The organism is Streptomyces sp. P9-A2 (assembly GCF_036634175.1).
In the GTDB taxonomy this organism is placed as follows: domain Bacteria; phylum Actinomycetota; class Actinomycetes; order Streptomycetales; family Streptomycetaceae; genus Streptomyces; species Streptomyces pratens.
In genome coordinates this window covers 3,814,512-3,838,993 of the sequence record NZ_JAZIFX010000001.1, presented here as the reverse complement: position 1 = coordinate 3,838,993, position 24,482 = coordinate 3,814,512, and the positions used below count along the sequence as shown (strand labels likewise).

Annotated in this window: 25 protein-coding genes; 9 read left to right on the top strand and 16 right to left on the bottom strand. The window is 69.8% G+C overall.

All coding sequences use genetic code 11. The annotated features are described in order from the left end of the window. Window positions 1–118: 118 nt before the first annotated feature. Together V4Y04_RS17420 and V4Y04_RS17415 are read left to right on the top strand one after the other, a co-directional pair. Entirely contained in the window at window positions 119–1,123 is a 1,005-nt protein-coding gene (locus V4Y04_RS17420) for a C40 family peptidase (protein ID WP_332432885.1), read from the top strand. 211 nt (window positions 1,124–1,334) lie between these two features. Beyond that, a complete protein-coding gene (locus V4Y04_RS17415) occupies window positions 1,335–2,027 on the top strand; it encodes a phosphatase PAP2 family protein (RefSeq protein WP_332429063.1) in 693 nt (230 codons plus the stop codon). Between the two features lie 109 nt (window positions 2,028–2,136). Here V4Y04_RS17415 and V4Y04_RS17410 read toward each other — a convergent pair whose 3' ends face one another. Continuing rightward, window positions 2,137–2,298, bottom strand: coding sequence for a hypothetical protein (locus V4Y04_RS17410; RefSeq protein ID WP_332429062.1), 162 nt, complete (start codon window positions 2,296–2,298; stop codon window positions 2,137–2,139). A gap of 166 nt (window positions 2,299–2,464) precedes the next feature. On the opposite strand from V4Y04_RS17410, the gene V4Y04_RS17405 reads away from it, so the two are divergent. Beyond that, window positions 2,465–3,361, top strand: coding sequence for a hypothetical protein (locus tag V4Y04_RS17405; protein WP_332429061.1), 897 nt, complete (start codon window positions 2,465–2,467; stop codon window positions 3,359–3,361). A 90-nt stretch (window positions 3,362–3,451) separates the two neighbouring features. Continuing rightward, window positions 3,452–3,679 carry a hypothetical protein gene (locus V4Y04_RS17400; RefSeq protein ID WP_332432884.1) on the top strand — a complete coding sequence of 76 codons (228 nt, stop codon included), beginning with the start codon at window positions 3,452–3,454 and terminating at the stop codon, window positions 3,677–3,679. A gap of 98 nt (window positions 3,680–3,777) precedes the next feature. Here the strand turns inward: V4Y04_RS17400 and V4Y04_RS17395 are convergent, their stop codons facing one another. Continuing rightward, window positions 3,778–4,257, bottom strand: coding sequence for a metal-sensitive transcriptional regulator (locus V4Y04_RS17395; RefSeq protein ID WP_332429060.1), 480 nt, complete (start codon window positions 4,255–4,257; stop codon window positions 3,778–3,780). A gap of 237 nt (window positions 4,258–4,494) precedes the next feature. Between V4Y04_RS17395 and V4Y04_RS17390 the strand changes: the two genes are divergently transcribed. Together V4Y04_RS17390 and V4Y04_RS17385 are read left to right on the top strand one after the other, a co-directional pair. Beyond that, entirely contained in the window at window positions 4,495–5,115 is a 621-nt protein-coding gene (locus V4Y04_RS17390; RefSeq protein ID WP_332429059.1) for a DUF47 domain-containing protein, read from the top strand. Between the two features lie 8 nt (window positions 5,116–5,123). After that, window positions 5,124–6,122, top strand: coding sequence for an inorganic phosphate transporter (locus V4Y04_RS17385; protein ID WP_332429058.1), 999 nt, complete (start codon window positions 5,124–5,126; stop codon window positions 6,120–6,122). A 191-nt stretch (window positions 6,123–6,313) separates the two neighbouring features. Here the strand turns inward: V4Y04_RS17385 and pstB are convergent, their stop codons facing one another. The 8 genes from pstB to mshD form a co-directional block, all read right to left on the bottom strand. After that, on the bottom strand, window positions 6,314–7,090 hold the full coding sequence (gene pstB, locus V4Y04_RS17380; RefSeq protein ID WP_332429056.1) for a phosphate ABC transporter ATP-binding protein PstB: 777 nt from the start codon (window positions 7,088–7,090) through the stop codon (window positions 6,314–6,316). Window positions 7,091–7,133: 43 nt separating this feature from the next. Next, complete coding sequence (gene pstA / locus V4Y04_RS17375) at window positions 7,134–8,192, bottom strand: phosphate ABC transporter permease PstA (RefSeq protein WP_332429054.1); 1,059 nt, start codon at window positions 8,190–8,192, stop codon at window positions 7,134–7,136. Then, complete coding sequence (pstC, locus tag V4Y04_RS17370; RefSeq protein ID WP_332429053.1) at window positions 8,189–9,193, bottom strand: phosphate ABC transporter permease subunit PstC; 1,005 nt, start codon at window positions 9,191–9,193, stop codon at window positions 8,189–8,191. The genes pstA and pstC overlap by 4 nt, the downstream gene beginning before the upstream one ends. 108 nt (window positions 9,194–9,301) lie before the next feature. Beyond that, complete coding sequence (gene pstS / locus V4Y04_RS17365) at window positions 9,302–10,438, bottom strand: phosphate ABC transporter substrate-binding protein PstS (protein ID WP_332429051.1); 1,137 nt, start codon at window positions 10,436–10,438, stop codon at window positions 9,302–9,304. Window positions 10,439–10,923: 485 nt separating this feature from the next. Beyond that, complete coding sequence (locus V4Y04_RS17360) at window positions 10,924–11,331, bottom strand: NUDIX hydrolase (protein WP_332432883.1); 408 nt, start codon at window positions 11,329–11,331, stop codon at window positions 10,924–10,926. 106 nt (window positions 11,332–11,437) lie between these two features. Then, window positions 11,438–12,778, bottom strand: coding sequence for a CHAD domain-containing protein (locus V4Y04_RS17355; RefSeq protein WP_443080037.1), 1,341 nt, complete (start codon window positions 12,776–12,778; stop codon window positions 11,438–11,440). Continuing rightward, window positions 12,759–15,008, bottom strand: coding sequence for an RNA degradosome polyphosphate kinase (locus V4Y04_RS17350; protein WP_332429049.1), 2,250 nt, complete (start codon window positions 15,006–15,008; stop codon window positions 12,759–12,761). The genes V4Y04_RS17355 and V4Y04_RS17350 overlap by 20 nt, the downstream gene beginning before the upstream one ends. Before the next feature lie 520 nt (window positions 15,009–15,528). Beyond that, window positions 15,529–16,479, bottom strand: a complete 951-nt coding sequence (gene mshD, locus V4Y04_RS17345; protein ID WP_332429047.1) for a mycothiol synthase — start codon at window positions 16,477–16,479, stop codon at window positions 15,529–15,531. Between the two features lie 277 nt (window positions 16,480–16,756). Here mshD and V4Y04_RS17340 point away from each other — a divergent pair, with 277 nt between their 5' ends. Then, a complete protein-coding gene (locus V4Y04_RS17340; protein WP_332429045.1) occupies window positions 16,757–18,637 on the top strand; it encodes a bifunctional metallophosphatase/5'-nucleotidase in 1,881 nt (626 codons plus the stop codon). A 99-nt stretch (window positions 18,638–18,736) separates the two neighbouring features. Here V4Y04_RS17340 and V4Y04_RS17335 read toward each other — a convergent pair whose 3' ends face one another. The 5 genes from V4Y04_RS17335 to V4Y04_RS17315 form a co-directional block, all read right to left on the bottom strand. Further along, window positions 18,737–19,402, bottom strand: a complete 666-nt coding sequence (locus tag V4Y04_RS17335; protein ID WP_055596234.1) for a Uma2 family endonuclease — start codon at window positions 19,400–19,402, stop codon at window positions 18,737–18,739. 283 nt (window positions 19,403–19,685) lie between these two features. Beyond that, complete coding sequence (locus tag V4Y04_RS17330; protein WP_332429043.1) at window positions 19,686–19,886, bottom strand: DUF1737 domain-containing protein; 201 nt, start codon at window positions 19,884–19,886, stop codon at window positions 19,686–19,688. A 30-nt stretch (window positions 19,887–19,916) separates the two neighbouring features. Beyond that, the gene (locus V4Y04_RS17325) at window positions 19,917–20,156 is read right to left on the bottom strand and encodes a hypothetical protein (RefSeq protein WP_332429042.1); all 240 of its coding nucleotides are present in this window, start codon (window positions 20,154–20,156) and stop codon (window positions 19,917–19,919) included. Next, window positions 20,153–20,479 carry a hypothetical protein gene (locus V4Y04_RS17320; protein ID WP_332429041.1) on the bottom strand — a complete coding sequence of 109 codons (327 nt, stop codon included), beginning with the start codon at window positions 20,477–20,479 and terminating at the stop codon, window positions 20,153–20,155. The genes V4Y04_RS17325 and V4Y04_RS17320 overlap by 4 nt, the downstream gene beginning before the upstream one ends. 95 nt (window positions 20,480–20,574) lie before the next feature. Then, a complete protein-coding gene (locus tag V4Y04_RS17315) occupies window positions 20,575–20,865 on the bottom strand; it encodes a hypothetical protein (protein WP_332429040.1) in 291 nt (96 codons plus the stop codon). Window positions 20,866–21,031: 166 nt separating this feature from the next. On the opposite strand from V4Y04_RS17315, the gene V4Y04_RS17310 reads away from it, so the two are divergent. Together V4Y04_RS17310 and V4Y04_RS17305 are read left to right on the top strand one after the other, a co-directional pair. Next, complete coding sequence (locus tag V4Y04_RS17310) at window positions 21,032–21,859, top strand: helix-turn-helix domain-containing protein (protein WP_332429039.1); 828 nt, start codon at window positions 21,032–21,034, stop codon at window positions 21,857–21,859. Beyond that, the gene (locus tag V4Y04_RS17305) at window positions 21,856–22,053 is read left to right on the top strand and encodes a DUF397 domain-containing protein (protein WP_332429037.1); all 198 of its coding nucleotides are present in this window, start codon (window positions 21,856–21,858) and stop codon (window positions 22,051–22,053) included. The genes V4Y04_RS17310 and V4Y04_RS17305 overlap by 4 nt, the downstream gene beginning before the upstream one ends. A gap of 297 nt (window positions 22,054–22,350) precedes the next feature. Here V4Y04_RS17305 and V4Y04_RS17300 read toward each other — a convergent pair whose 3' ends face one another. Continuing rightward, complete coding sequence (locus V4Y04_RS17300; protein ID WP_332429036.1) at window positions 22,351–24,459, bottom strand: pectinesterase family protein; 2,109 nt, start codon at window positions 24,457–24,459, stop codon at window positions 22,351–22,353. Window positions 24,460–24,482 lie beyond the last annotated feature (23 nt).

The window sequence follows — 24,482 nt, the reverse complement described above, 5'->3', positions numbered from 1 at the left end:
CGGCCCGTGCGGCGCGTCCGTCGCTCCCCTCACATGATCACCCCGGAGGGGGACGCCCGCCTCTACACTGACCCCGGACGTGGGCAGCGGACTCCTGGACGCCGAGGGGTGGTTGACGGTGCGTAAGGCCTGGATCGCGGTGGGGGTCGCCGGGAGCTCGGCGGTCGCCTTCGTCATGCTGCTCGCCGTCGGGGTCTACGTCGTCGCGGGGAACCTCGCGGGCGGGGCCGGCGGCGGGGCCGCCAAGACGTTGGCGAAGGGGGCCGTGCCGGCCGCGTACCGGCAGCTCGTGGCGACCTGGGGCAATCTCTGCCCGGCCATCAACCCGGCGCTGCTCGCCGCCCAGCTCTACCAGGAGAGCGGGTTCAACCCGAAGGCGCAGAGTCACGCGGCGGCGCAGGGCATCGCGCAGTTCATCCCCGGCACCTGGGCCACCCACGGGGTCGACGGGGACGGGGACGGGGACCGGGACGTATGGGACCCGAACGACGCGATTCCGTCGGCGGCGACGTACGACTGCGCCCTCGCGGGCTATGTGAAGGACGTCCCGGGGGATCCGACCGAAAACATGCTGGCCTCCTACAACGCGGGGGCGTACGCGGTCATCAAGTACAGCGGGGTGCCGCCGTACAAGGAGACGCAGAACTACGTCCAGCGCATCCGCTCGCTGGAGAAGAGCTTCGCCGCTCCGGTCGGCCGGGTCGACCCGTCCAAGCAGGCGGCCGGAGCCATCGCCTACGCCCAGAAGAAGCTCGGCACACTCTATCTCTGGGGCGGCAACGGCACCGCTGACCAGGGAGGACGCTTCGACTGCTCGGGGTTGACGAAGGCCGCGTACGAGACCGTGGGCATCACGCTGCCGCGGGTGGCGAACGACCAGTACAACGCGGGACCGCATCCCGGGCGGGACGAACTGCTCCCCGGTGATCTGGTCTTCTTCTCGGACGACCTCACCAATTCGCGGGCGATCCGGCATGTGGGCATTTATGTCGGTGGCGGATACATGATCAATGCGCCGCGTCCGGGTGCGGTCATCCGATTCGACCCGATCGACACACCTGACTACTTTGGTGCCACCCGCGTCACCGAAGATGGCGCGAAAGCACTCCCCACGACGGTCTGACCGGCCGTTGAACCAGCCCCCTGAGCTGCGATGACGAATCTCTCTTCGGTAACGTCTGCGTGATCATTCAGTGGAGTTGGAACGTACACGCAGGAGCCGTGCGTTCCTGTTGTCGTAGCCCGAACAGTCAGCGGATCTACACACCACGGGGGTGGCGGAATGGCGTATCGCACTGTGCGCCGAGAGAGATGACGAAGGGGCCTCAGCACCAATGGCTGGACTCGCCGACTCCGGGTCGAACCCCGACGTCGACCTGCTGTACGACATCAACGGCCTGGCGAAGGCCGCGCCACCCTGGCTCGATCACCTCATGGAATTCGTGGGCGAGTTCGGCCTGCTGTTCGCCCTGCTGGGGATGCTGGTGTGGTGCTGGTGGGGCGTCAGGAAGCGGGGCGGCGAGGACGCGGCCCCGACCGTGGCGGCCCTGGTGTGGGCCCCGCTCGCGGCGGGCATCGCCGTCCTGATCAACGTGCCGATCCGCGGGTTCGTGGAACGGCGCAGACCCTTCTACGACCACGAGGGGCTCGAGGTCCTGGTCGACGGCAAGACCGACTACTCGTTCGTCAGCGACCACGCGACGCTCTGTATGGCGCTGGCGGTGGGGTTGTTCCTGGCCAACCGGCGGCTCGGGATGATCGGCCTGTTCTTCGGAGTGCTGGGTGGGTTCATCCGGGTCTACATGGGTGTGCACTACCCGACGGACGTCGTGGGCGGACTCGCCCTCGGCACGTCGGTCGCCCTGCTCCTGTCGCCGCCGGCCATGGCGCTGCTGACCCCGCTGATGCGGTCGATCGAGCAGTCGCGGCGGGGGGCGTGGCTGATCAAAGGGGGGCGGGCCGACGGACGGGTGACGCCCGGAGAGGCGCGGTCGTCGGAGACGGGGAGGCGCGACCTGGCGGCGTAGGCCGCGCGGCGCGCTTCCCCTCCTCCTGTACGGAACACGGAACACGGAGCGCCGAGCGCAGGACGTGAACCGATCGGTGGGGTGACCACCGGGTGCATACCCGGGAAGGTCACCCCACCGCGTGTTTCCGGCCCTCGGTGCGGGCCAGACTCCTGGCTCTTCGCGCGGGGCCGCGCCAGCCGCAACTGCAGCGGGCGAAGCAGAAAGGTCCCAGTTCGGCGGTGGTGATCCGGTGCTCCGGGGAGTGCGCCTTGGTGTCCTGAGGTTCCACCCGACCAAGGTACCGCCCGGGCGGGGCCGCGTGACACAGGCCGTGGCGATGCTCGCGACAAGGGCCGCGACAAGGGCCGTGACGGGATCCGTGACGGGGTTCCCTACCGGTCGTTAACCCTGAAAAAGGGATGGCCCGTGTCGGACGTAGCGGGAGTGGACGAACCATGGCTGGACGGCAACCGCGACGTACGCGGATCGGTGACGCGGTCGTTGTTCTCGGGGTGGCCGGCGGGCTGGCCCTCGTGGGCGTCTCGGGGTGCGGCCGCAGCGGCGCCGCGACCGGCGGCGGGGGCGGCGGCACGGCCGCCGGTGAGGTGGCGGTGGCCGTGCGGGAGGCCGCCGACGCGCTGGTGGACGCGGGCAGCTCCAAGGCGCGTACGTCCATGGAGATGGCCACCGGCGGCACCCGCGTGACCATCCGGGGGGAGGGCGTCTACGACTACCGCAAGCGGATCGGCCGGCTGAAAGTGCTGCTGCCGCAGGATCCGTCCGGGGCGCCGGTGCGCCGGCCCGTCACCGAGCTGCTGGCGCCGGGCGCGCTGTTCATGAAGGACCGGGGCGCCGGAGTGCCCGCCGACAAGTGGGTGCGGGTGGACACCGGGACCCTGGCCGACGGGAACCTCGTCACCGGAGGCGTCACCGACCCGTTCACCGCCGCCGAGCTGCTGCGCGGGGCGCGGACGGCGACGTACGTGGGGAGGACGGAACTCGCGGGCGCCGCGGTGCGCCACTACCGGGGCACCGCGGACCTGCACGAGGCCGCGGACGCCGCCTCGGAGGCGAACAGGAAGCCGCTCGGCGCGGCGGCGACCGGGTTCGCCACCCCCGAGGTCCCCTTCGACGTCTACCTCGACGACCAGGGGCGCATCCGCAAGGTCCGCCACCGCTTCAGCTTCGTGAACGAGGAGCACTCCGACCCGGTCGCGGTCGCCTCCACCACCCTGCTCTACGACTTCGGCGCCCCGGTCGACGTACACCTCCCGAAGCCCGGCGACATTTACGCGGGCCGGATCGCGGAGGAGCGGATCGAGGGAGTGGGCCGGAGTGCGAGCCGAGAATGACCGGCGTGAACTAGCCCTTACGTGCCATGCGCGGGGAGCGTGGGGCTGTCTACGCTAGGGAGTCTCTGGCCGTATGACCGTATGGATGAGGTGACGGGCGTGGCTCCGCTCGGCGGTGGGTTGGTTCAGGACCATGTGGCCCTCGCCGAGATCGAGTTGTGCGGGGAGCTGATCATCGCGGCTTCCGCCGCCCAGGGGCCGCTCAGCCTGGAGAGCATCGACAAGGTGCTGCGGGTGGCCGAGGTGCGTACGGAGCCGGTGGCCGGGGTGCGTGTGCGTCGTCCGTATCGGTCGGGATCGTACCGGTCAGGTTCGTAGCAGCCCGGTTCGTAGCAGCCCGGTTCGTATCGACCCGGTCCGTAGCGGTCGGGGCCGATGCCGGTGCTCCCTGTGCCGGTGGTTCCGGGGCCGGCGGGTCAGGTGCGGAGCAGGCGGGCGATGGCCTGGGTGGCTTCCTTCACCTTGGCGTCGATCTCGTCGCCGCCCTTGAGGGCCGCGTCCGCCACGCAGTGGCGCAGGTGTTCCTCCAGCAGTCGCAGCGCGAAGGACTGCAGAGCCTTGGTGGAGGCGGACACCTGCGTGAGTATGTCGATGCAGTAGACGTCCTCGTCGACCATCCGCTGGAGGCCCCGGATCTGGCCCTCGATGCGGCGCAGGCGCTTGAGATGTTCCTGCTTCTCGTGGTGGTAGCCGTGGATGCCCCGGTCGTGATCGGTCACGATGCCGGAGGCGGGTACGGGGTCGGGGGCGGAGTCGGTCGAATCGGTCCCGGCCGGGGTGTCGGTGACGCTTTTCGTTCCGGTTGTGGTCGTCACCCGCGTCATGCCCGTCCCGTCCGCCCTGTCCGTGGTGTCCGGAGAGGGGGGCACGTCCGCGCCGGTCTCGGTGGTCGTCATCGCGTCCTCCTGGTGCAATGGCGGGCGACATATACCCCTGGTGGGTATATGGTACCGAACTTTGCTGGGTATAGGGACTGTGGCCGGTGCCGTCGGTACCGGCCGTGGCACAGCCTGGGTCGCCCCCGTGTCCGCCGTGTTGCCCGATGGGTGACACTGGTGGGCGGCCCGTAGCCGTGGCTGGACGGTGCGCCTAGCATCAGCCACACCGAACCCGATGCACCTCGAGGACCCCACGTGCGCTTTCGCCTGACCCCCCGGGAGACGAGCTTCTACGACATGTTCGCCGCCTCCGCGGACAACATCGTCACGGGCTCGAAACTCCTCATGGAACTGCTCGGGGCGGACACCTCGGACCGGGGCGAGATCGCCGAGCGTATGCGGGCCGCGGAACACGCGGGTGACGACGCCACCCATGCGATCTTCCACCAGCTGAACTCCTCGTTCATCACGCCCTTCGACCGCGAGGACATCTACTCCCTCGCGTCGTCCCTCGACGACATCATGGACTTCATGGAGGAGGCCGTCGACCTGGTCGTCCTCTACAAGGTCGAGGAACTTCCCAAGGGCGTCGACCAGCAGATCGAGGTCCTGGCGCGGGCCGCCGAGCTCACCGCCGAGGCCATGCCGAACCTGCGCACCATGGACAGCCTCACCGAGTACTGGATCGAGATCAACCGCCTGGAGAACCAGGCCGACCAGATCCACCGCAAGCTCCTGGCCCACCTGTTCAGCGGCAAGTACGACGCCATCGAGGTGCTCAAGCTGAAGCAGATCGTGGATGTACTCGAAGAGGCGGCCGACGCGTTCGAGCATGTGGCGAACACGGTGGAGACCATCGCCGTCAAGGAGTCCTGAGCCCCTTCATGGACACCTTCGCTCTGATCGTGACCATCGGGGTCGCGCTCTTCTTCACGTACACGAACGGCTTCCACGACTCGGCGAACGCCATCGCCACCTCCGTGTCGACCCGCGCGCTCACCCCGCGGGCGGCGCTCGCCATGGCCGCCGTCATGAACCTGGCCGGCGCGTTCCTCGGGTCCGGGGTCGCCAATACCGTCAGCAAGGGGCTGATCCAGACCCCCGAGGGCTCGACGGGCATGGGAATCCTGTTCGCCGCGCTGGTCGGCGCGATCACCTGGAACCTCATCACCTGGTATTACGGCCTCCCGTCCTCCTCCTCGCACGCCCTGTTCGGCGGCATGGTCGGAGCGGCGCTGGCCGGCGGGACGACGGTGTACTGGGACGGGGTGCTCTCGAAGGTCGTCATCCCGATGTTCGTGTCGCCGGTGGTGGGTCTCCTCGCGGGCTACCTGGTCATGACCGCGATCCTGTGGATCTTCCGGAACTCCAACCCGCACAAGACCAAGCGGGGCTTCCGCATCGCACAGACCGTGTCGGCGGCCGGCATGGCGCTCGGCCACGGTCTCCAGGACGCGCAGAAGACGATGGGCATCGTGATGATGGCTCTGGTCATCGCGGACGTCGAGGAGTACGGCGACGCCATCCCGGTCTGGGTGAAGCTCGCCTGCGCGCTGATGCTGTCGGCGGGCACCTACGCCGGCGGCTGGCGCATCATGCGAACGCTCGGGCGGAAGATCATCGAGCTGGACCCGCCGCAGGGCTTCGCGGCCGAGGCCACCGGCGCGACGATCATGTTCGGGTCGGCGTACCTGTTCCACGCGCCGATCTCGACGACGCACGTGATCACCTCGGCGATCATGGGTGTCGGCGCGACGAAGCGGGTGAACGCGGTGCGCTGGGGCGTCGCCAAGAACATCGTCCTGGGCTGGTTCATCACCATGCCCGCGGCGGCCCTGGTGGCGGCGGCCTCGTACGGGCTCGTGTATCTGGCGTTCCTGTAGCCGGTCCGACACCCGGCGGCCGATCCCCGATCCCCGATACCTGACAGCCGATACCCGGCGCCCGGTGTGTCCGCTGCCCGGCGTGTCCGGCATCGTGCGGACGAACGAATGGGCCCGCCCCCGGTAGTGGGGGCGGGCCCATCCGTGTTCCTCGCGGTGGCACCGCCATGCAGCACCGCGAGGGGTTCGGATCAGCCGAAGCGGCCGGAGATGTAGTCCTCGGTGGCCTGGACCGACGGGTTGGAGAAGATGCGCTCCGTGTCGTCGATCTCGATCAGCCTGCCCGGCTGGCCGACGGCCGCCAGGTTGAAGAACGCCGTGCGGTCCGAGACGCGCGCGGCCTGCTGCATGTTGTGCGTCACGATGACGATCGTGAACTGCTCCTTGAGCTGACCGATCAGGTCCTCGATGGCGAGGGTGGAGATCGGGTCCAGGGCGGAGCAGGGCTCGTCCATCAGGAGCACCTTCGGCTCGACCGCGATGGCGCGGGCGATGCACAGACGCTGCTGCTGACCGCCGGAGAGGCCCGAGCCGGGCTTGTTCAGACGGTCCTTGACCTCGTTCCAGAGGTTGGCACCCTTGAGGGACTTCTCGACGACGTCGTCCAGCTCGGACTTCTTGTGCTTGCCCGCCAGGCGCAGACCGGCCGCCACGTTGTCGTAGACCGACATGGTGGGGAACGGGTTGGGACGCTGGAAGACCATGCCGACCTCGCGCCGCACGGCGACCGGGTCGATGCCGGCGCCGTAGAGGTTCTCGTCGTCGAGCATGACCTTGCCCTCGACGCGGCCGCCGGGCGTGACCTCGTGCATGCGGTTGAGCGTGCGCAGGAAGGTCGACTTGCCGCAGCCGGACGGACCGATGAAGGCGGTCACGGAGCGGGGCTCGACGGTCATCGAGATGTCCTCGATGGCGAGGAAGGAGCTGTAGTAGGCGTTGAGGCCGCTGATGTCGATGCGCTTGGCCATGTGGATCACTGCTTCTTTCGGGTCCGTGTCGCTGATGGCCGCGTCAGCGACCGGTCTTCGGGGCCTTCCAGCGGGCGATGCCGCGAGCCGCGAGGTTGAGGATCATGATGAACGCGATGAGCGTCAGGGCCGCTGCCCAGGCACGGTCGTAGGCCGCCTCGGAGCCGTTGGAGTACTGCAGATAGATGTACATCGGCAGTGACGCCTGAGGGCCGTCGAAGGGGTTGGCGTTGATGGTGGCCGTACCCCAGACCAGCAGCAGCACGGGAGCGGTCTCACCGGTGATGCGGGCGATGGCCAGCATGACGCCGTTGACGATGCCGCCGATGGACGTCGGCAGGACGACCTTCAGGATGGTGCGCCACTTGGGGATGCCGAGCGCGAGAGAGGCCTCGCGCAGCTCGTTCGGGACGAGCTTGAGCATCTCCTCCGTGGAGCGGACGACGATCGGGATCATCAGGATGCTCAGGGCGAGCGAGCCGGCGAAGCCGGAGTAGCCCATGCCCAGCATGATGATCCACAGGCTGAGGATGAACAGACCCGCGACGATCGACGGGATGCCCGTCATGACGTCGACGAAGTAGGTGACGGCCTGGGCGAGCTTGCCACGCCCGTACTCGACCAGGTAGATCGCGGTCAGAATACCGAGCGGGACCGAGATCAGGGCGGCGATGCCGACCTGCTCCAGGGTGCCGAGGATGGCGTGGTAGATACCGCCACCCGGCTCCTGGTCGGCGACGACACCCATGGAATGGGTGAGGAAGAAGCCGTCGAGGACCTTCACACCCTGCTTGATCGTCTCCCAGATGAGGGAGGCCAGCGGGATGACGGCGATGATGAAGGAAACCCAGACCAGGCTGGTCGCGGTGCGGTCCTTCGCCTGGCGCTTGCCCTCGACCGCGGCCGACAGGACGTAGGAGCCGACGACGAAGAGGAGCGCGGCGATCAGCGCCCACTGGATGCTGCTGTGCAGGCCGGCCACGGTGCTGATGCCGAGGCCCAGGGCGACGGAGCCGGCGGCGACGGCGGCGGCGTACCACTTGGGGAGCCGGGCGCCGTGCAGGGAGCTCGCGGACTTGGGGGTCATGGTTGCGTGGCTCATGCGTTGGCCCCCGAGTACTCCTTGCGACGGGCGATGATCAGGCGGGCGCCGCCGTTGACCACCAGGGTGATCAAGAAGAGCACCAGACCGGACGCGATCAGCGCGTCCCGGCCCAGCGGGTTGGCCTCGTTGAACTTGCTGGCGATGTTCTGCGCGAACGTGCCGCCGCCCGTGTCGAGCAGACTGAAGTTGATGTCGAAGGACGACGAGAGCACCATGGCCACGGCCATCGTCTCGCCGAGCGCGCGGCCGAGGCCCAGCATCGAGGCGGAGATCACGCCGGAGCGGCCGAAGGGGATCACCGACATGCGGATGACTTCCCAGCGGGTCGCGCCCAGCGCGAGGGCGGCCTCCTGGTGCATCTGCGGCGCCTGCCGGAAGACCTCACGGCTGACGCTGGTGATGATCGGAAGAATCATCAGGGCGAGCAGGATGCCCACGGTGAACAGCGAGCGCGCGACGCCGCCGTTCCACTCGAAGAGGCCGGTCCATCCGAGGTAGTCGTCCAGCCAGCCGTAGAGGCCGCTCAGGTGCGGTACCAGGACGAGGGCTCCCCACAGGCCGTAGACGATGGACGGCACGGCGGCGAGCAGGTCGATCACGTACCCGATGAGGCCGCTGAGCCTGCGCGGGGCGTAGTGCGTGATGAACAGCGCGATGCCCACCGAGACCGGGACCGCGATGACCATGGCGATGACCGACGACACGACGGTGCCGTAGACCAGCACCGCGATGCCGAACTCCGGCGGGTTGCCGGTGGGGTTCCAGTCGAACGAGGTGAAGAAGTTGGCCTCGTTCTCGCTGAGCGCGATCACCGTGCGGTAGGTGAGGAAGGCCGCGATCGCGGCCATCAGCACCAGCACGAAAATGCCGGACCCCCGGGAGAGCCCGAGGAAGATCCGGTCACCGGGCCGGGTGGCGCCGCGGGCGGCGCGCTTCTGCTCGGCCGATGGGGGTGGGGGGGAAGGGGGCGGGGCGGTCTGCGTTGTGGATATGTCCATCAGGGTTCTCCGGTCTGCGGGGCCACTCGCTGTTCGAAGGCCCCTGGCGCGGCGGTGCACCGGACGGTGCGGTCCGGCCCCGGGTGACGGGGCCGGACCGCACTCGGGTCAGCTCAGGCTCGAGACGGTCTCGCGAACCTTGGTGATGATGTCCTCGGGCATCGGGGCGTAGCCGGCGTCCGCCAGCAGGCCCTGACCGTCCTCGGAGGCCATGTAGTTCAGGAAGGACTTCGTGGCGGGCAGGGTGTCCGCCTTGTTGCCCTTGTCGCAGGCGATTTCGTACGTCACCAGGACGAGCGGGTAGGCACCCTCGGCGTCCGGGGTGTAGTCCAGCTCCAGCGCGAGGTCCTTGCCGGTGCCGACGACCTTGGCGGCGCCGATGGCGGCCGTGGCGTTCTCGATCGTGGCCTTGACCGGCTCGGCGGCCTCGGTCTTCACGTCGACGGTCTTGATGCCCTCCTTGGCGTAGGAGAGCTCGAAGTACGAGATCGCACCCTCGACCTGCTTCACCTGCTGCGCCACACCGGAGGAGCCCTGAGCGGACTGGCCGCCCTTGGCCTCCCACGACTTACCGGGCTCGTAGGGCCAGGCCTTCGGCGCGGCGGCCTTCAGGTACTTGGTGAAGTTGTCCGTGGTGCCGGACTCGTCCGAGCGGTGGAAGGCCTGGATCTTGAGGTCGGGGAGCTTCGCGTCGGGGTTGAGCTTCGCGATCTTCTCGTCGTTCCAGTTGGTGATCTTGCTGTCGAAGATCTCCGAGATGGTGGCGGCGTCCAGGACGAGCGTGTCGACCCCCGGGACGTTGTAGCCGATCGCGATCGGGCCGCCGACCATCGGCAGGTCGATGGCCTGGCCGTCGGTGCAGATCTTCTTGGAGTCCGCGATCTCCTCCGGCTTGAGGGCCGAGTCGGAGCCGGCGAACGAGGTCTGGCCCTGGAGGAAGGCGGTGATACCGGCGCCGGAACCGTCGGGACGGTAGTTGATCTGCACGTCCTTGCAGGCGGCGGCGTAGTTCTTGACCCAGGCGTCGATCGCGTTCTTCTGCGCGGACGAGCCGGAGGCCTGGAGCTGACCCTTGGCGTCGGCGCAGTCGATGTTGCCGGTCTGCGCACTGGCGGAGCTGTTGCCGCCGTCGCCGCCGGTGCCACCGCTGGTGTCGTCCGAGCCGCACGCCGTGAGGGCCAGGGCGCCGGAGACGGCGAGAGCACCGAGAGCGAGGGCACGCCGGTTCTTGCGCTGAAGCTTCACTTGAGTTCCTTCCAGGAGCCGCCGTCCTGAAATCCGGCGGCGTGCGAAGTGCAAAGTCAGTCCGAGTGATGCGAGTGCCCGTTCGGCAGGCGGTTCGCATCGCCTGAGTCCGAAAGTAGGCAGAACAGGTGAAGCACCCCGTGGCCGCACATGAACGGGAGGTGAACCCCTATGGACGGTGCGGTGAGGTCACGGAACGCTCACGTCGAGGACACGGAGCGATACCGAGCCGATGTCGGGCAAAAAGGGAACGGTGGGGCAGAGTGGACGCCGGTGGGGGTCTACACGAAACGGTAGGGACCGGCGCGAACCGGTGGGACCGGCGGGACCGATAGGGACCGGCGTGAACCGGCGCGAACCGGTGGGGGCCTGTGGGGGCCTATGGGGGCCGATGCGGACCAGCAGGGGCGGGGGCGGGCGGGGTGCGGGCAGGCGCAGGCAGGCGCTGACGACCGGCGGTAGCCACTGACGACCGCCGGCAGCCCTTACGCCGTCGGGCGGAACGTGGCGAGGAGGGCGTCCACCAAGTCCGCGTCCCTCGGTTCGGTGAGCCGTCGGCGGGCCATGTGCGGGGGGAGCCACAGGACGCGGTCCACCTCGCCGTTGGGGGTGAACGTGCCGGAGAGAGCCTCGGCGGCCCAGTAGCGGACGCGCTTCGGGTGGCCGTTCGCCAGATAGTGCGCCGACGGGAGCTCGGCGGCCGCCACGGCGGAGTGCCCCGTCTCCTCGGCGACCTCGCGCAGCGCACCCGAGAGCGCGTCCTCGCCGCGCTTCAGCTTTCCCTTGGGCCAGGACCAGTCGTCGTACTTGGGACGGTGGACGAGACACACTTCGAGCGTGCCCGTGACCGGGGAACGGCGCCACATGACGCAACCGGCCGCCTGGACGGTCAGGCGGCCGGCCGTACGCGGACCGTGGCAGCCGTGGTCGGGGTCGCGGGAGCCTTGGTCCGGGCCGCGGTGGTCGTGGTCGGACGGGGTCGAGTCCACCGGGGCCTCCCTACAACGAGCCGAGGACGTCCTTCTGCCAGCTGCGCTGGAACGCGTACCGCGCCGCCTCCACCTCGTGCCGCTGGTCCGCGTGGAGCACCCCGAGCGCGTAGGCCGTGGCCGGGGCGATGCGCGGGGTACGGGCGGCGTTCGCCGCGGCCGCCGACGCCTCGGACGCGTCCCGGTGCCGGTCGAGGGCCTCGCCGGCGGCGAGCAGGGGGAGGTCGGGGGGCGGGACGGCGGGGACGGTGGCCCCGGAGACCGGGGTGGCCTGGGAGGCCTGGGAGGTGCTGCCGGCGAGGGCGGCTGGGACGACGGCGTGGTGCAGCACCTCGTGGGCGTACCGGTGCAGGCGCAGCAGCAGGCGGACCTGGTGCCAGGGGGCGTCCTGCGGATGCGGGGCCAGGTCCGGGGACAACCCATGGACCAGTGCCTCCGCGTTGTACGGGCTGCCCGCGGTGAGCAGGGGCAGCGCCGCGACGGCGTCGACGAGCCGCTCCCGCGCGGCCTCGGCCAGTGGGCGCAGGTCGACGGCGGAGACGGCCGGGGCCAGCGGAACCTCGCTGGCCAGCACGGCGACCTTGTCGGCGACGGCGTGGAACCGGGAGGAGCCGAGGGCCTGGAGCGCCGTGGAGTGCGCCCGGGTCCGGGCCAGGGTGAGCTGCCGGTCCAGCAGGGCGCCGGCCTTGGCGGCACCCACGGTGAGGCTGCCACGCTCGGTGGTGGTGGTCCTGGTACCTGTCCCGGTCCCGGTCCCGGTCCCGGCTGTGGCGGAGACGGAGGCGCCCCTGGCGGCGACGGCGGCCGGGACGGAGGACCGGGCCGATCCGCCGGGTCCGCCGGGTCCGCCCGCCCGGCCGGCCCCGGCCGGGCCCTGGGCCGGGAGTGCCGCCGTGCCGGACAGCCGGTGCAGTGCCTGGAGCAGCCGCTCCAGGCGCGCCGAGCAGGCGTGTTCCAGTGCCAGGGTGCCGGAGACCCAGGCCAGCTCCGGGCGCATCGCCTCGGACCATTCGGGGTCCAGGACCGTCTGGAAGGTGTGCAGGCTGCCGCTGATCCGGCGGGCCGACCGGCGCAGCGCGAGCGCCGCTTCGGCGGAACCCTCCGAGGACGCCGCGCCCGCCCCCGATTCCCGGTGGAGACGCAGCGCGCGCAGGAACTCGGTGGCCTGGGCCCGTAGATAGCCCGCAAGGGCTTCCGCGGGCACCGGAGCGGCCGCCGGGCCGGTTGCCGGTCCGGCGGTCGGGCCGGCGGTCGGTCCGGTCCTCGGGCCGGCCCCGGAGCCGGGACCCAGGCTCGGGCCCCGTCCTGAGCCGGTCCTCGGGTCCGTCGGGTCAAGGTGTCGCTGTGCCACGCCGGCGCCTCCGGGCGTCTATGAGCATCTCCTGAATATGTCGCAGGGGCCGGCCGTCCGCGTCCGTCGCGTGCCGCGTCCACTCGCCGTCCGGGCCGAGGTGCCAGGACGCGGTGGTGTCGGACATACCGGACTCCAGTAGCCGGTTCAAGGACGACCGGTGGGCGGGGTCGGTGACCCTGACCAGCGCCTCGATACGGCGGTCCAGGTTGCGGTGCATCATGTCCGCGCTGCCGAACCACACCTCGGGCTCGCCGCCGTTGCCGAAGGAGAAGACGCGGGAGTGTTCGAGGAAGCGGCCGAGGACGGAACGGACCCGGATGTTCTCCGACAGCCCCTCGACGCCCGGCCGGATCGCGCAGATGCCCCGCACCCACACGTCCACCGGGACCCCCGCCCGCGAGGCCCGGTACAGGGCGTCGATGATCGCCTCGTCCACCATCGAGTTGACCTTGATGCGCACGTACGCGGGGCGTCCGGCGCGGTGGTGCTGGGCCTCCTTGTCGATCCGGGAGACCAGTCCGTCGCGCAGGGACTTGGGGGCGACCAGCAGCCGCCGGTACGTCTCGCGGCGGGAGTAGCCGGAGAGGCGGTTGAACAGGTCCGAGAGGTCCGCGCCGACCTGCGGGTCGGCGGTGAGCAGGCCGAGGTCCTCGTAGAGCCGGGCCGTCTTCGGGTGGTAGTTGCCGGTGCCGACGTGGCTGTACCGTCGGAGCGTCTCGCCCTCCTGGCGGACCACCAGGGACAGCTTGCAGTGGGTCTTCAGACCGACCAGGCCGTAGACGACGTGGCAGCCGGACTCCTCCAGCTTGCGCGCCCACTTGATGTTGGCGGACTCGTCGAACCGGGCCTTGATCTCGACCAGGACGAGGACCTGCTTGCCGGACTCGGCCGCGTCGATGAGCGCGTCGACGATCGGGGAGTCGCCGGAGGTCCGGTACAGGGTCTGCTTGATCGCGAGGACGTCCGGGTCGGCCGCCGCCTGCTCCAGGAAGGCCTGCACGGACGTGGAGAACGAGTCGTACGGGTGGTGCAGCAGCACGTCCCGGCTGCGGAGCGCGGCGAAGACGTCCGGCGCGGACGCCGACTCGACCTCCGCGAGATCGCGGTGCGTGCCGGCGATGAACGCGCGGTACTTCAGCTCCGGCCGGTCCAGCCCGTGGATGCGGAAGAGACCGGTGAGGTCGAGCGGCCCCGGCAGCGGGTACACCTCGGCCTCGCTGATCTTCAGCTCGCGCACCAGGAGGTCCAGGACGTCACGGTCGATGGACTCCTCGACCTCGAGGCGCACCGGCGGCCCGAAGCGGCGCCGCATGAGTTCCTTCTCCAGGGCGATGAGGAGGTTCTCGGTGTCGTCCTCCTCGACCTCCAGGTCCTCGTTGCGGGTGAGCCGGAAGGCGTGGTGCTGGAGCACCTCCATGCCCGGGAACAGCTCCTCCAGGTGGGCGGCGATGACGTCCTCGACGGGGACGTAACGGCCCGGGGAGCTCTCCAGGAAGCGGGACAGCAGTGGCGGCACCTTGACCCGGGCGAAGTGCCGGTGACCGGTGACCGGGTTGCGCACGATCACGGCCAGGTTCAGCGAAAGGCCCGATATGTACGGGAAGGGGTGCGCCGGGTCGACCGCCAGGGGGGTCAGCACGGGGAAGATCTGGTGCCGGAAGAGGGTGAACAGGCGGGCCTGTTCCTTCTCCTTCAGCTCGCTCCAGCGGACCAGGTGGATGCCCGCGTCCGCCAGCCCGGGGAGGACGTCCTCGTGGAAGCAGGCGGCGTGCCGTGCCATCAGCTCGCGCGAACGGGACCAGATCATCTCCAGCACCTCGCGCGGCTGGAGGCCGGACGCGGAGCGGGTGGCGACACCGGTGGCGATACGGCGCTTGAGACCGGCCACCCGGACCATGAAGAACTCGTCCAGGTTGCTGGCGAAGATCGCGAGGAAGTTGGCCCGCTCGAGGAGGGGGGAGCTCGGGTCCTCGGCGAGCTCCAGAACGCGCTCGTTGAAGGCGAGCCAGCTGCGCTCCCGGTCGAGGAACCTGCCCTGGGGCAGCGGTTCGCCGCCCGTGTCCGACTCCTCGTAGACGTCCAGGTCCGAGTCGATGTCCGGTTCCAGATCGGAGGCCGTCCCGGCCACGGTGTGCGGCCGGTGGGCGGCGATCGAGCCCACGGAGGGCTGAGCGTGCTGTACCTGACCCTTGGCTTGTACCTGACCCTTGGCGTTCGACTGGCTCATGAATCCATTGTTCCGCGTCACAGGCCCCATAAGCGCGCCGGACGGCGGGGGCGGGAGGGAGCGTGCCCCTGGGACGGCCCCGTTCCCCCTGCGGGACGGGGGCGGCTCTGGCGCGACGGGATGCATTCGCCGAGCGTCGCAAGACTGTCTGAATCCCCGGTTACGGAGACATGACGTGCGGGCTATCGGGGCGCGGCCCGCGAGGGCCGGGGCGGGCGCGCGGAGGCCGGGCCCCGGCGCACGCACCGGACGCGGGCACCGGGCCCCCGCACGCCGGTGGTGTGCCGCTCCGGGCGGCTGTCCTTGGACCGACCGTATGCGCTGGGCGGGGGGAGGGCCGAGGTGGGGTGCGGCAGGGGCTTGGAGCGAGGCGCGGCCAAGGCCGGGGCACGGGATCGGAGGGGGAGGGTCGGGGTTGCGGGACCGGAGGGGAGGGCCGGGGTGCGGGTTCCGGCTCGTGGCCGATCGGCTTCAGTTCTCAGACCTCAGAGGTGAGATCTGAGAACTCAAGCCTCACGTCTCACATCTCGGTGCGGTACATCAGGTCCGTCTCGTGGGTCAGGAAACCCAGCCGCTCGTAGACGGCCACCGCCGCCTTGTTGTCGGCGTCGACGTACAGCATGGCGGTCGGCAGCCCCCGCTCCGCCAGGTGCCGCAGCCCGATCGTCGTGAGGGACTTGCCGAGCCCGACGCCCTGGGCCTGCGGGCTCACCCCGAGGACGTACACCTCGCCGAGGTTCTCCGCTCGGTGCACCTTGGTCCAGTGGAAGCCGACGAGGCGGCCGTCCCGTTCGGCGAGGAAGAAGCCCTTCGGGTCGAACCAGGGCTCGGCCTTGCGGTCGTCGAGGTCGCGCTGGGTGAGGGAGCCCTGTTCGGGGTGGTGGGCGAAGGCGGCGGCGTTCAGCGCGAGCCAGGCGGCGTCGTCCCGGCCGGGGACGAAGGCGCGTACGGTCACGCCTTCGGGAAGTACGGGGTCGGGCAGGTCCAGGTCTGCCAACGGGCGCCGCATCTGCCGCAGTTCGCGGAAAAGCGTGAGGCCGAGGACCTGGGCGAGGTGCCGGGCGGCGGAGTGACCGCCGTGCGCCCACACCCGCATCCGCTTGCCGGAGGCGGCGAGCAGCGCGGACCCGAGTGCCCGCCCGTGTCCCTGCCCCCGGTGCGAGGGGTGCGCGACCAGTTCGGCTGTCGGGGGCTCGATCGGGTCGGTGTCCTCCAACTGGGCGTAGCCGACGAGTTCACCGGCGTCGGCGTCGTCTCCTTCGTCCGTGAGGAAGAGCAGCAGGTGCGAGACACCCGCCCGCTCCCCGCCGCGCAACTGCAACCGCCCCTGTTCGGAAACCGCCTGCTGTCCGTCGGTCCCGGCGGCCTCGTCGAGCAGCGCGAGAACCGCCTCGACCTGCTCCGGGGAGAGCGCGGCGTGCGTCTGGAGCGAGCGGGTGCGGCCGGAGCGTGCGATGTCGTCGCTGGTCATGCGTACGAGGGTAAGCCGAGCCCGCCGAAAACGGACGGGACACGGGGCACGCCGTGACGGCCGATCCGGCCGGGCAGCCACCGGCGGCAGGAAAGATAACCAGGATGTAACCACGAAACCCCTGTCGTGCTACGCGCGTTGACCTTAGGCTTCCGGGCGGTTGGCGCGCCTCCTCCGGATCCCCTCAGGACCGACGTGGACCGGCCCCGACCGACCCCGATGCCATCTCGAAGTACGCATGACTCATCCGGATCCACGCAGACCCACTGGGGGGCACATGCCAGTCACACCCGCGTCGTCGGCCTCGTCGGCCTCGTCGGTACGGCGCCGCAGACGCCGTACGAACCGTCTTCTCGCGACCGCGGCCGGTGTGCTCACCGTCGGCGCGCTGACCGCGGCCGCCCTGCCCGCCGGTGCGGCGAGCGCCGGTGAGGGCAGGGGCGGCACGCCGCACGGCCACCACAAGGGTCACGACGGCGGCAAGGGCGGTCACGGTGGCAAGGGCCGTTACCAGGACGTGCAGTTGCTGTCCTTCAACGATCTGCACGGCAACCTCGAACCCCCGGCGGGTTCCTCGGGCCGGGTCACCCATCTCCACGAGGACGGGACGACGGAGAACATCGACGCCGGTGGGGTGGAGTACCTCGCCACGCACCTGCGCGAGGCCCGCAAGGGCAACCGCTACTCCGTCACCGCGGCCGGCGGCGACATGGTCGGCGCGTCCCCGCTGATCTCGGGCCTGTTCCACGACGAGCCCACCATCGAGGCGCTGAACAAGCTCGACCTGGACGTCACGTCCGTCGGCAACCACGAGTTCGACGAGGGCGCGAAGGAACTGGCCCGGCTGCAGAAGGGCGGCTGCCACCCCGTCGACGGCTGCTACACGGACAAGAAGTTCAAGGGCGCCGACTTCCCGTACCTGGCGGCCAACGTCCTGGACGAGAAGACCAAGAAGCCCGTCCTCAAGCCGTACTGGGTGTGGAAGAAGAACGGCGTCAAGGTCGGCTTCATCGGCGTGACGCTGGAGGGCACCCCGGACATCGTCTCGGCCGAGGGAGTCAAGGGCCTGTCCTTCAAGGACGAGGTCGAGACGATCAACAAGTACGCCAAGGAGCTCCAGCGCCAGGGCGTGAAGTCGATCGTCGCCCTGGTCCACGAGGGCGGCTTCCCGGCCTCGTCCGCGTACAACTACGACTGCGACTCCCCGGGCGCGGGCGACGGCGTCTCCGGCCCGATCGCGGACATCGCCGAGAACGTGTCGCCCCAGGTGGACGCGCTGGTCACCGGCCACACCCACGCGGCGTACGTCTGTACGATCCCGGACCCGGCGGGCAACCCCCGCATGGTCACCTCGGCCGCCTCCTTCGGCCGCCTCTACACGGACACCACACTGACGTACGACCGCCGCACGGGTGACATCGCCCGTACGGCCGTGAAGTCGGCGAACCACGTGGTGACGCGGGACGTTCCGAAGGCGCCGGACATGACCCGGCTGATCGGCAAGTGGAACACCCTCGCCGCCCCCATCGGCAACCGCGCCATCGGCCACATCTCCGGTGACATCGTCAAGGACGGCACCGAGTCCCCGCTCGGCGACCTGATCGCCGACGCCCAGCTGGAGTACGGCAGGACCCTGGACCCGGAGACCGACCTGGCACTGATGAACCCGGGCGGCATCCGCGCCTCCCTCACCCACGCGGCGAGCGCCGCCGAGGGCGACGGCGTGGTCACCTACGCCGAGGGCTTCACCGTCCAGCCCTTCGCCAACACGGTCAACCTCCAGGACTTCACCGGTGCCCAGCTGATCCAGGTCCTCAAGGAGCAGGTGAGCGGCCCGAACGAGGCCTCGACGAAGATCCTCCAGGTCTCCTCCGGCCTGACCTACACCCTGGACCTGACGAAGACGGGTGCGGACCGGGTGGTCACGGACTCCATCCGGCTGAACGGCGAGCCGATCGACGGGGCCGCCACCTACCGCGTGGCCACGAACAGCTTCCTCGCGGGTGGCGGAGACGGCTTCCCGACCCTCGGGGAGGGCACGGGCGACCTGGTCGGCGAGGACGACCTGACGGCCCTGGAGCAGTACCTGACGGCCAACTCCTCGGCCTCGAACCCGCTCGCACCGCCGGCGGCGGACCGCATCACGATCGTGCAGTAATCGTGCATTAGCAGACCGACGGCCTCGGGGAGGGGCCCGGCGCACCTGGCAGGCCGTGCGAGGCCTTACGGGTACCGGGTCCCTTCTTCCTGTTCCGGCTCAGGTCCGCTTGGGACCGGTGATCGCCTCTCCGATCACGAAGCCGGTGGCGGGGCCCTTCGGGATGTCGACGTCGGTTCCGTAGGGGACCCGCACGACGCCCAGCCAGTCGGCCTTGTCGGGCCGGGGTTCGGTGAGGACGGTCACGGTGCCCTGCGCGTCGTAGTCGTCGATGATCACGTATACCGGGATGCCGGCGCGGGCGTATTCACGGCGCTTCCTGACCCGGTCGCGGTCCTCGTGGCGCTTTCCGGGCGAGACCACCTCGACCACCAGACGAACCGCCGCCGCATCGACACCGAGCCCGTCCTCGTCCGCGTACGGCTCCAGGTCCTCGGGCGCGACGAAGACATCGGGGATCCATCCCTTGCGCCGGAAGATGACATTGGCGTCCTGGTACGCCGAGTACTCGCCCTCTCCCAGGAACCGCACCAGCGCGTTGCGCAGCCGGTTGGCGATCTGGGCATGGGACAGGCGGCCGGTGGGCGACACCTCGATGGCTCCCTCGATGATCTCGGCGCGGTAGCCCTCCGGGAGTTCCACGGCCTTCCATGCCTGCCACACGACCTCGTCCAGGTCGGGCCCGTTCTCGGTTCCGTTCTCCGGCCCGGCCGCGGTCCTGATCTCAGACATGGTCTCGGGCCTCTCGTACGCAAGAGCGGTCATGGTGACGTCACCTCCTCAAGTGTGGGCTGAGCGTGCCCAGGGCACAAGCAACGTGATCACGGTAGGCACGGCGTTACAGCCGATCAGGGGAAACGTCTCCTTCTCGCTCGATCGGATGAGGCCCTGGCCCCGGCATCCGACGAGGGGAACAGGGCTGCCGGCACCGTGCGGTGGCGGCAGCCCTGACAGACGATGACGCGGCGTCTCCCGCCGACACCGACGGGAAGTGAGCGGGGACGGGCGGACGCGTGCCGATCCCGTGCGCACGCCCGGCGCGGACCCGTCACGCCGAGGTGGGGTCTTCCGTCCCGGGCCACACGACCGCCTGCGCGACGATCACCCGGTCGCCGTCGAACGTGACCGCCGGCCCTTCGTGGAGTCGGTACCCCATCGCCAGGGCCTCGCTCACACGATGACAGAACGCCACATCATCGGGACCGGTCAGTACACGGTACGCAGGCAGCCCATCCGGCGGTGTTTTCACGATCTCAGCGTGTCATACGCGCCCTCGGTGTCAGAGGGCCACGAGGTCGATGACGTTGACGACGACGTGGCGGTTGGACACGACGTAGGTGACGAAGCCGCCCCGGAAGGCCGCCGACCAGCTGTTGTCGCGGTTGCTGAGCGCCGGCGGACCGAACGGGTTGAGAGTGAGCAGTTTCTCGAGGTTCTCGAGCGACGTTCGCCGGAAGCCCGGTAAAGCGGCCTTTCGCGCCGCCGCGCGGTCCACGTACCGGATGGCGTAGGTGCTCACCGGGGCCCGCCCACGCCAACGGGCCGGCCGTCCGCGTCATAGCCGTGGCCCTCCGCGTCGCGGAACACGAGGCCCTCGCTGTCGTCCTCCGTCATGCGCCTGACGATGTGCTCGACGTCGTCGAGATACCCGGGTGTGGCGCAGGCGCAGGCGAAGGGGAACCACTTGTCGATCACGGCGTCGAGGGCCGGCCGGTCGAAGTCGGCGGCAGCGCTCAGCCACTCCTGCTCGAAGGCCCGCAGCCAGTCCGGGCGCCGTTGCAGGGCCGTACGGATCGCCTCGGGTGTGCTTTCGCACGAGTTCGGATCCACCTCGTGGGCCATGGCCGGCTCCTCTTCTCCGGCCGGGGTGCGACAGGGGGAGGGCCGGAGGTCCACGGTAGAACGCGAGGGGCGACGGGCGGCCCCGGTGGTACGTGTCACCGGCCACCCGCCTCGATGCGTCCTCCCCGGCTGACCGCGACCCGGAGTACGTCCTCCAGGGACTCCGTCGCCCTGGTGAGCGCGAAGCGCAACGCCCGTTCACCGGCTTCCGGGTCGCGGAGCACGGCCCTGGCGCCCCCGAGCACCTGCTCACCCGAGTCCAACTGGTCCGCCTCGACGTCGTCGGCGAGCAGCGATAACCGGCTCTGGCTGCTGTCGGTACTCAGATAACAGGGGTTTCCTTCGGGCGTGGTCCAGGGGAGAAGGCGGAGCGGGGAGGGGCTCATGGGGGGACGTCCCTTCTCGGGCGGCGACGGTGTCGTTCCTCTGGAACGGGTACACAAGGGCGCGACGACGATGATTACTTTTCGCGCTTAGATCGTCACTGACGGCGCGTACGCTGCGGAAGAGGGCAGGCGTTGTCCGTCACCCCGGACCACGGACAGGAGTGACATGGCCGAACAGGTGGACACTCAGGCGGAGTCGGGCCGTGCGGTGCTGGGGCGGACGCTTCGTTTCCTGCGGGAGAAGGAGGGCAAGTCGCTGGGGCGGCTGGCCGACGAGTCCGGGTACGACAAGAGCTATCTGTGCCGCCTGGAGTCGGGCGAGCGACTGTCCAAGGTGACGGTGATGGAGGACCTCGACGGGTACTACGGTGCCGGTGACCTGCTGGTGAGTCTCTGGAAACTGGCCCGGATCGACGCCTTCAAGGACAAGTACAAGGAGTTCATGCGCCTGGAGGCGATGGCACGGATCATGTACAAGTACACGCCGAACGTGCCCGGCCTGATGCAGACCGAAGACTTCGCCAGGGAGGTGTTGTCCGGCTCCCGGACAACGGTTCAGGAGCGCGAGGCGGTTGAGGAACAGGTCGCCGCCCGCCTGGGACGACAGCTTCTGCTGAGCAAGAGCCCGGCCCCGAGCGTCCGTTTCGTCATCGACGAACTCGCGTTCCGCCGTCCCGCGGCAGGCCCGGAGACGTGGGACGGTCAACTGACGCACATCGAAGCGATCGCGCAGTGGCCCAATGTCGTCGTTCAGGTGCTGCCGTTCTCGGCCGGAATCCACGACCTCATGGGAAAGGGCTCGCTGACCCTGCTGTGGCAGAAGGACGGAAGCGCTGTGGCGTACACGGAAGGTGACAGCGGAGGCTTACTGATGGACGATTCGAGAGACGTCCTGCGCCACCGTTTGTCCTACGATCGGCTGCGGGATCTGGCGCTGTCGCCGTCGGACTCGCTGACGTTCATCCGGGACGTACTGGAGGAGCACCGATCATGAAGCAGACTCCCGACCTCAGCACCGCCGCCTGGCGCAAGTCGAGTTACAGCGACGGGGGAGACAACAACTGCGTCGAGGTCGCCGGCGGCTGCCCCGGCCTCGTCCCGGTCCGCGACAGCAAGGTGCGGGACGGCCGGGTGCTCGTCTTCGGCCCGGCCGCGTGGGCGTTGTTCACGGCGCAGGTCAAGCGCTGACGGAAGCGCGGTGACTGCTTGGCGCTGATCAGGGTCCGGAGCGCACCTACTCCCCGCCCCTGAAGGCCGTCGAACCGGGTGCCGAGCACGGCCCGGTCACGCTGTTCGCCTTGGTCCGGTCCGTGCGACGGGACCTCACCGTCCCCGTCACCTCGAACCCCCGCGGCACCCCCGCCCGTACGGCTCGGCCGGGGCGGCCGGCCGTGCCGCACCACCGGCTGGGCGGAGGGGCGGAGCCCGGGGCATGGGGGCTGCTGAGAGGCCTGGTGCAACATCTCCAGGCCCCGGGCGAGCAGGTCAGGACGCCGTAGGAGTCCAGTCGCCCAGCCAGGTGTTGACGGCCTGGGTCGTCGCCTGGGCGTCGGTCAAATGGGGGCGGTCGGTGGAGGCGGAGCCCGCGCCGGGGCCGGTGTTGCGGTATTCGGCGAAGCGGTCGTCCTTCCAGGAGAAGCCGCTCATGTCGGTCCAGGGAGCGGTGCGGACGGCAGCGCTGAGGGTGGTGTCGCGGACCGTGGTCTGCGGGTCGAGGGAGGCGTCGCCGCCCGCGTGCCAGGGGCGGCCCAGGTGGAAGGTGCGGTCCGAGACGTCGCCGTTCACCGTGGAGTTGGCGATCAGGATGCCGTTGCGGCCGGCGGCCGTGCTCGGGGCGGTGACGTAGCCCGCGGAACTGCCGTCCCAGCGCTTCTTCAGCGTGATGACGGAACGGTCGATCAGGGCCGTCGCCCGGCCGAAGATGAAGTCGACGTTGCCGACGACGTAGGAGTTGGTGACCTTGACCCTGCCGAGGCGGTCCTTGGCGGCCGTGTCGAGGAGCAGGGTGTCCTGGTCGCCCTCGACGATGACGCCGTCCAGGAGGACCTTGTCGGCGGCGGTGCGCAGGGCCACGGCCTGGTGTCCGGCGAGGGACTGGTTGGCCCGCTCGTCGAAGTCGTTGGCGATGGTCAGGTTGCGGGCCTGGAAGTCGTCGGCCTGCACGGCGACCGTGGCGCTGCCCGAGGTGCCGTAGGTCCCCGAACCGTCCGGCTTCGCCGTGCCCGCCGCGTTGTTGAAGACGATCACCGTGTCCTTGCGGCTGCCGCCGGTGCCCTGCACCGTGATGTGCGGCTTGTTCGACGGGACCTGGACCGTCTCCCGGTACGTGCCCGGCTTGACGGAGATCAGCACGCGGGACGGGTTGTTCGCGGGTACGGCGTTCACCGCGGCCTGGACCGTGGTGTATTGGCCGGTGCCGTCCTTGGCGACCGTGAGCGTCGTCGCGGCGGCTGCCCGGGTGGAGGTTCCCGTGGAGGTTTTTGTGGCGCTTCCCGTGGCGGCCGTCGTACCGATGGAACCGCGGGGGCCCGTACCCGACTTGAGGAGCGACGGGACGTTCGCCGCCGCGTCGGGCGTGTACGCGTAGTACGTCCTCGGGTCGAAGGCCGTGCCACCGCTCTCGTTGCGGCCCGAGGTCCCCGAGAAGACGTTGCCCCGCTGCACCACGGTCGCCGTCGCGTCCTTGATGACCGGGTTCTTGAAGCCCTGGAAGTAGCTGTTCTCCAGCACCATGCGCGTGCCGCCGCGCGAGTAGTTGCCGTAGGAGGAGGTGATGTCCGTACCGGGGGTGTCCTCCAGGAAGTTGTTGTAGAGGTGCGCGTGCGCGCAGTTGTCCGTGGACGGGTTGCGCTGTTCCGTCTCGCGGATCCAGTTGTGGTGGATCGTGATGTCGGTCAGCACGTTCTCGGTCCAGCCGATGCCGAACGTCTTGTTGTTGTGGCTCATCTCGTTCCAGGAGACCGTCACGTACGTGCTGTCCTTGCGGACGTCGATCAGGCCGTCCGCCATGTTCCGCAGGTCGTTGTGGTCGATCCAGACGTGGTGCGCGCCGTCCATCTGGACGGCGTCGAAGTCGTGGTCCTTGTCGTTCCAGACGCCCTGGTAGGCGTCCCGGATCGTCAGGTTGCGGATGATCACGTTGTGCACGCCCTGGCCGAGGAAGAAGCCGCCGCCGACGATGTGCCCGGACGTGCCCGAGCCCACGATCGTCTTGTCGGAGGCGACCTTGATCTCCTTGCCCACCGGGTTCATCGTGATCGTCCCGGCCACGACGATCACGTACGGCTCGGCGGCGGTCGCGTACCGCTCCAGCTCGGCCTGGGTCCGGACGGTGACGACCGCACCGTCCCGGCCGCCGTACGTGCCGTTCTGGCCCAGCGCGTCGACGGAGGCGAAGCCGTCGGCGGTGGCGGTGGCCCAGGCGGGGGCGGCGGCCGCGGTGGGCGCTGCGGCCGGTGACCCGGAGGGGGCGGCCGTGCCCGGTGCGGCTCCGTAGGCCAGGGTGGCGGCCGCGGTGGCCAGGACCAGCGGGAGGGCGACCGTTCGTGCCCCGGTACCGCTGCGGTGCCGGGCCCTGCGAGGGTGCTCACTCATACGGCGATCCGATCCTTGTGGGG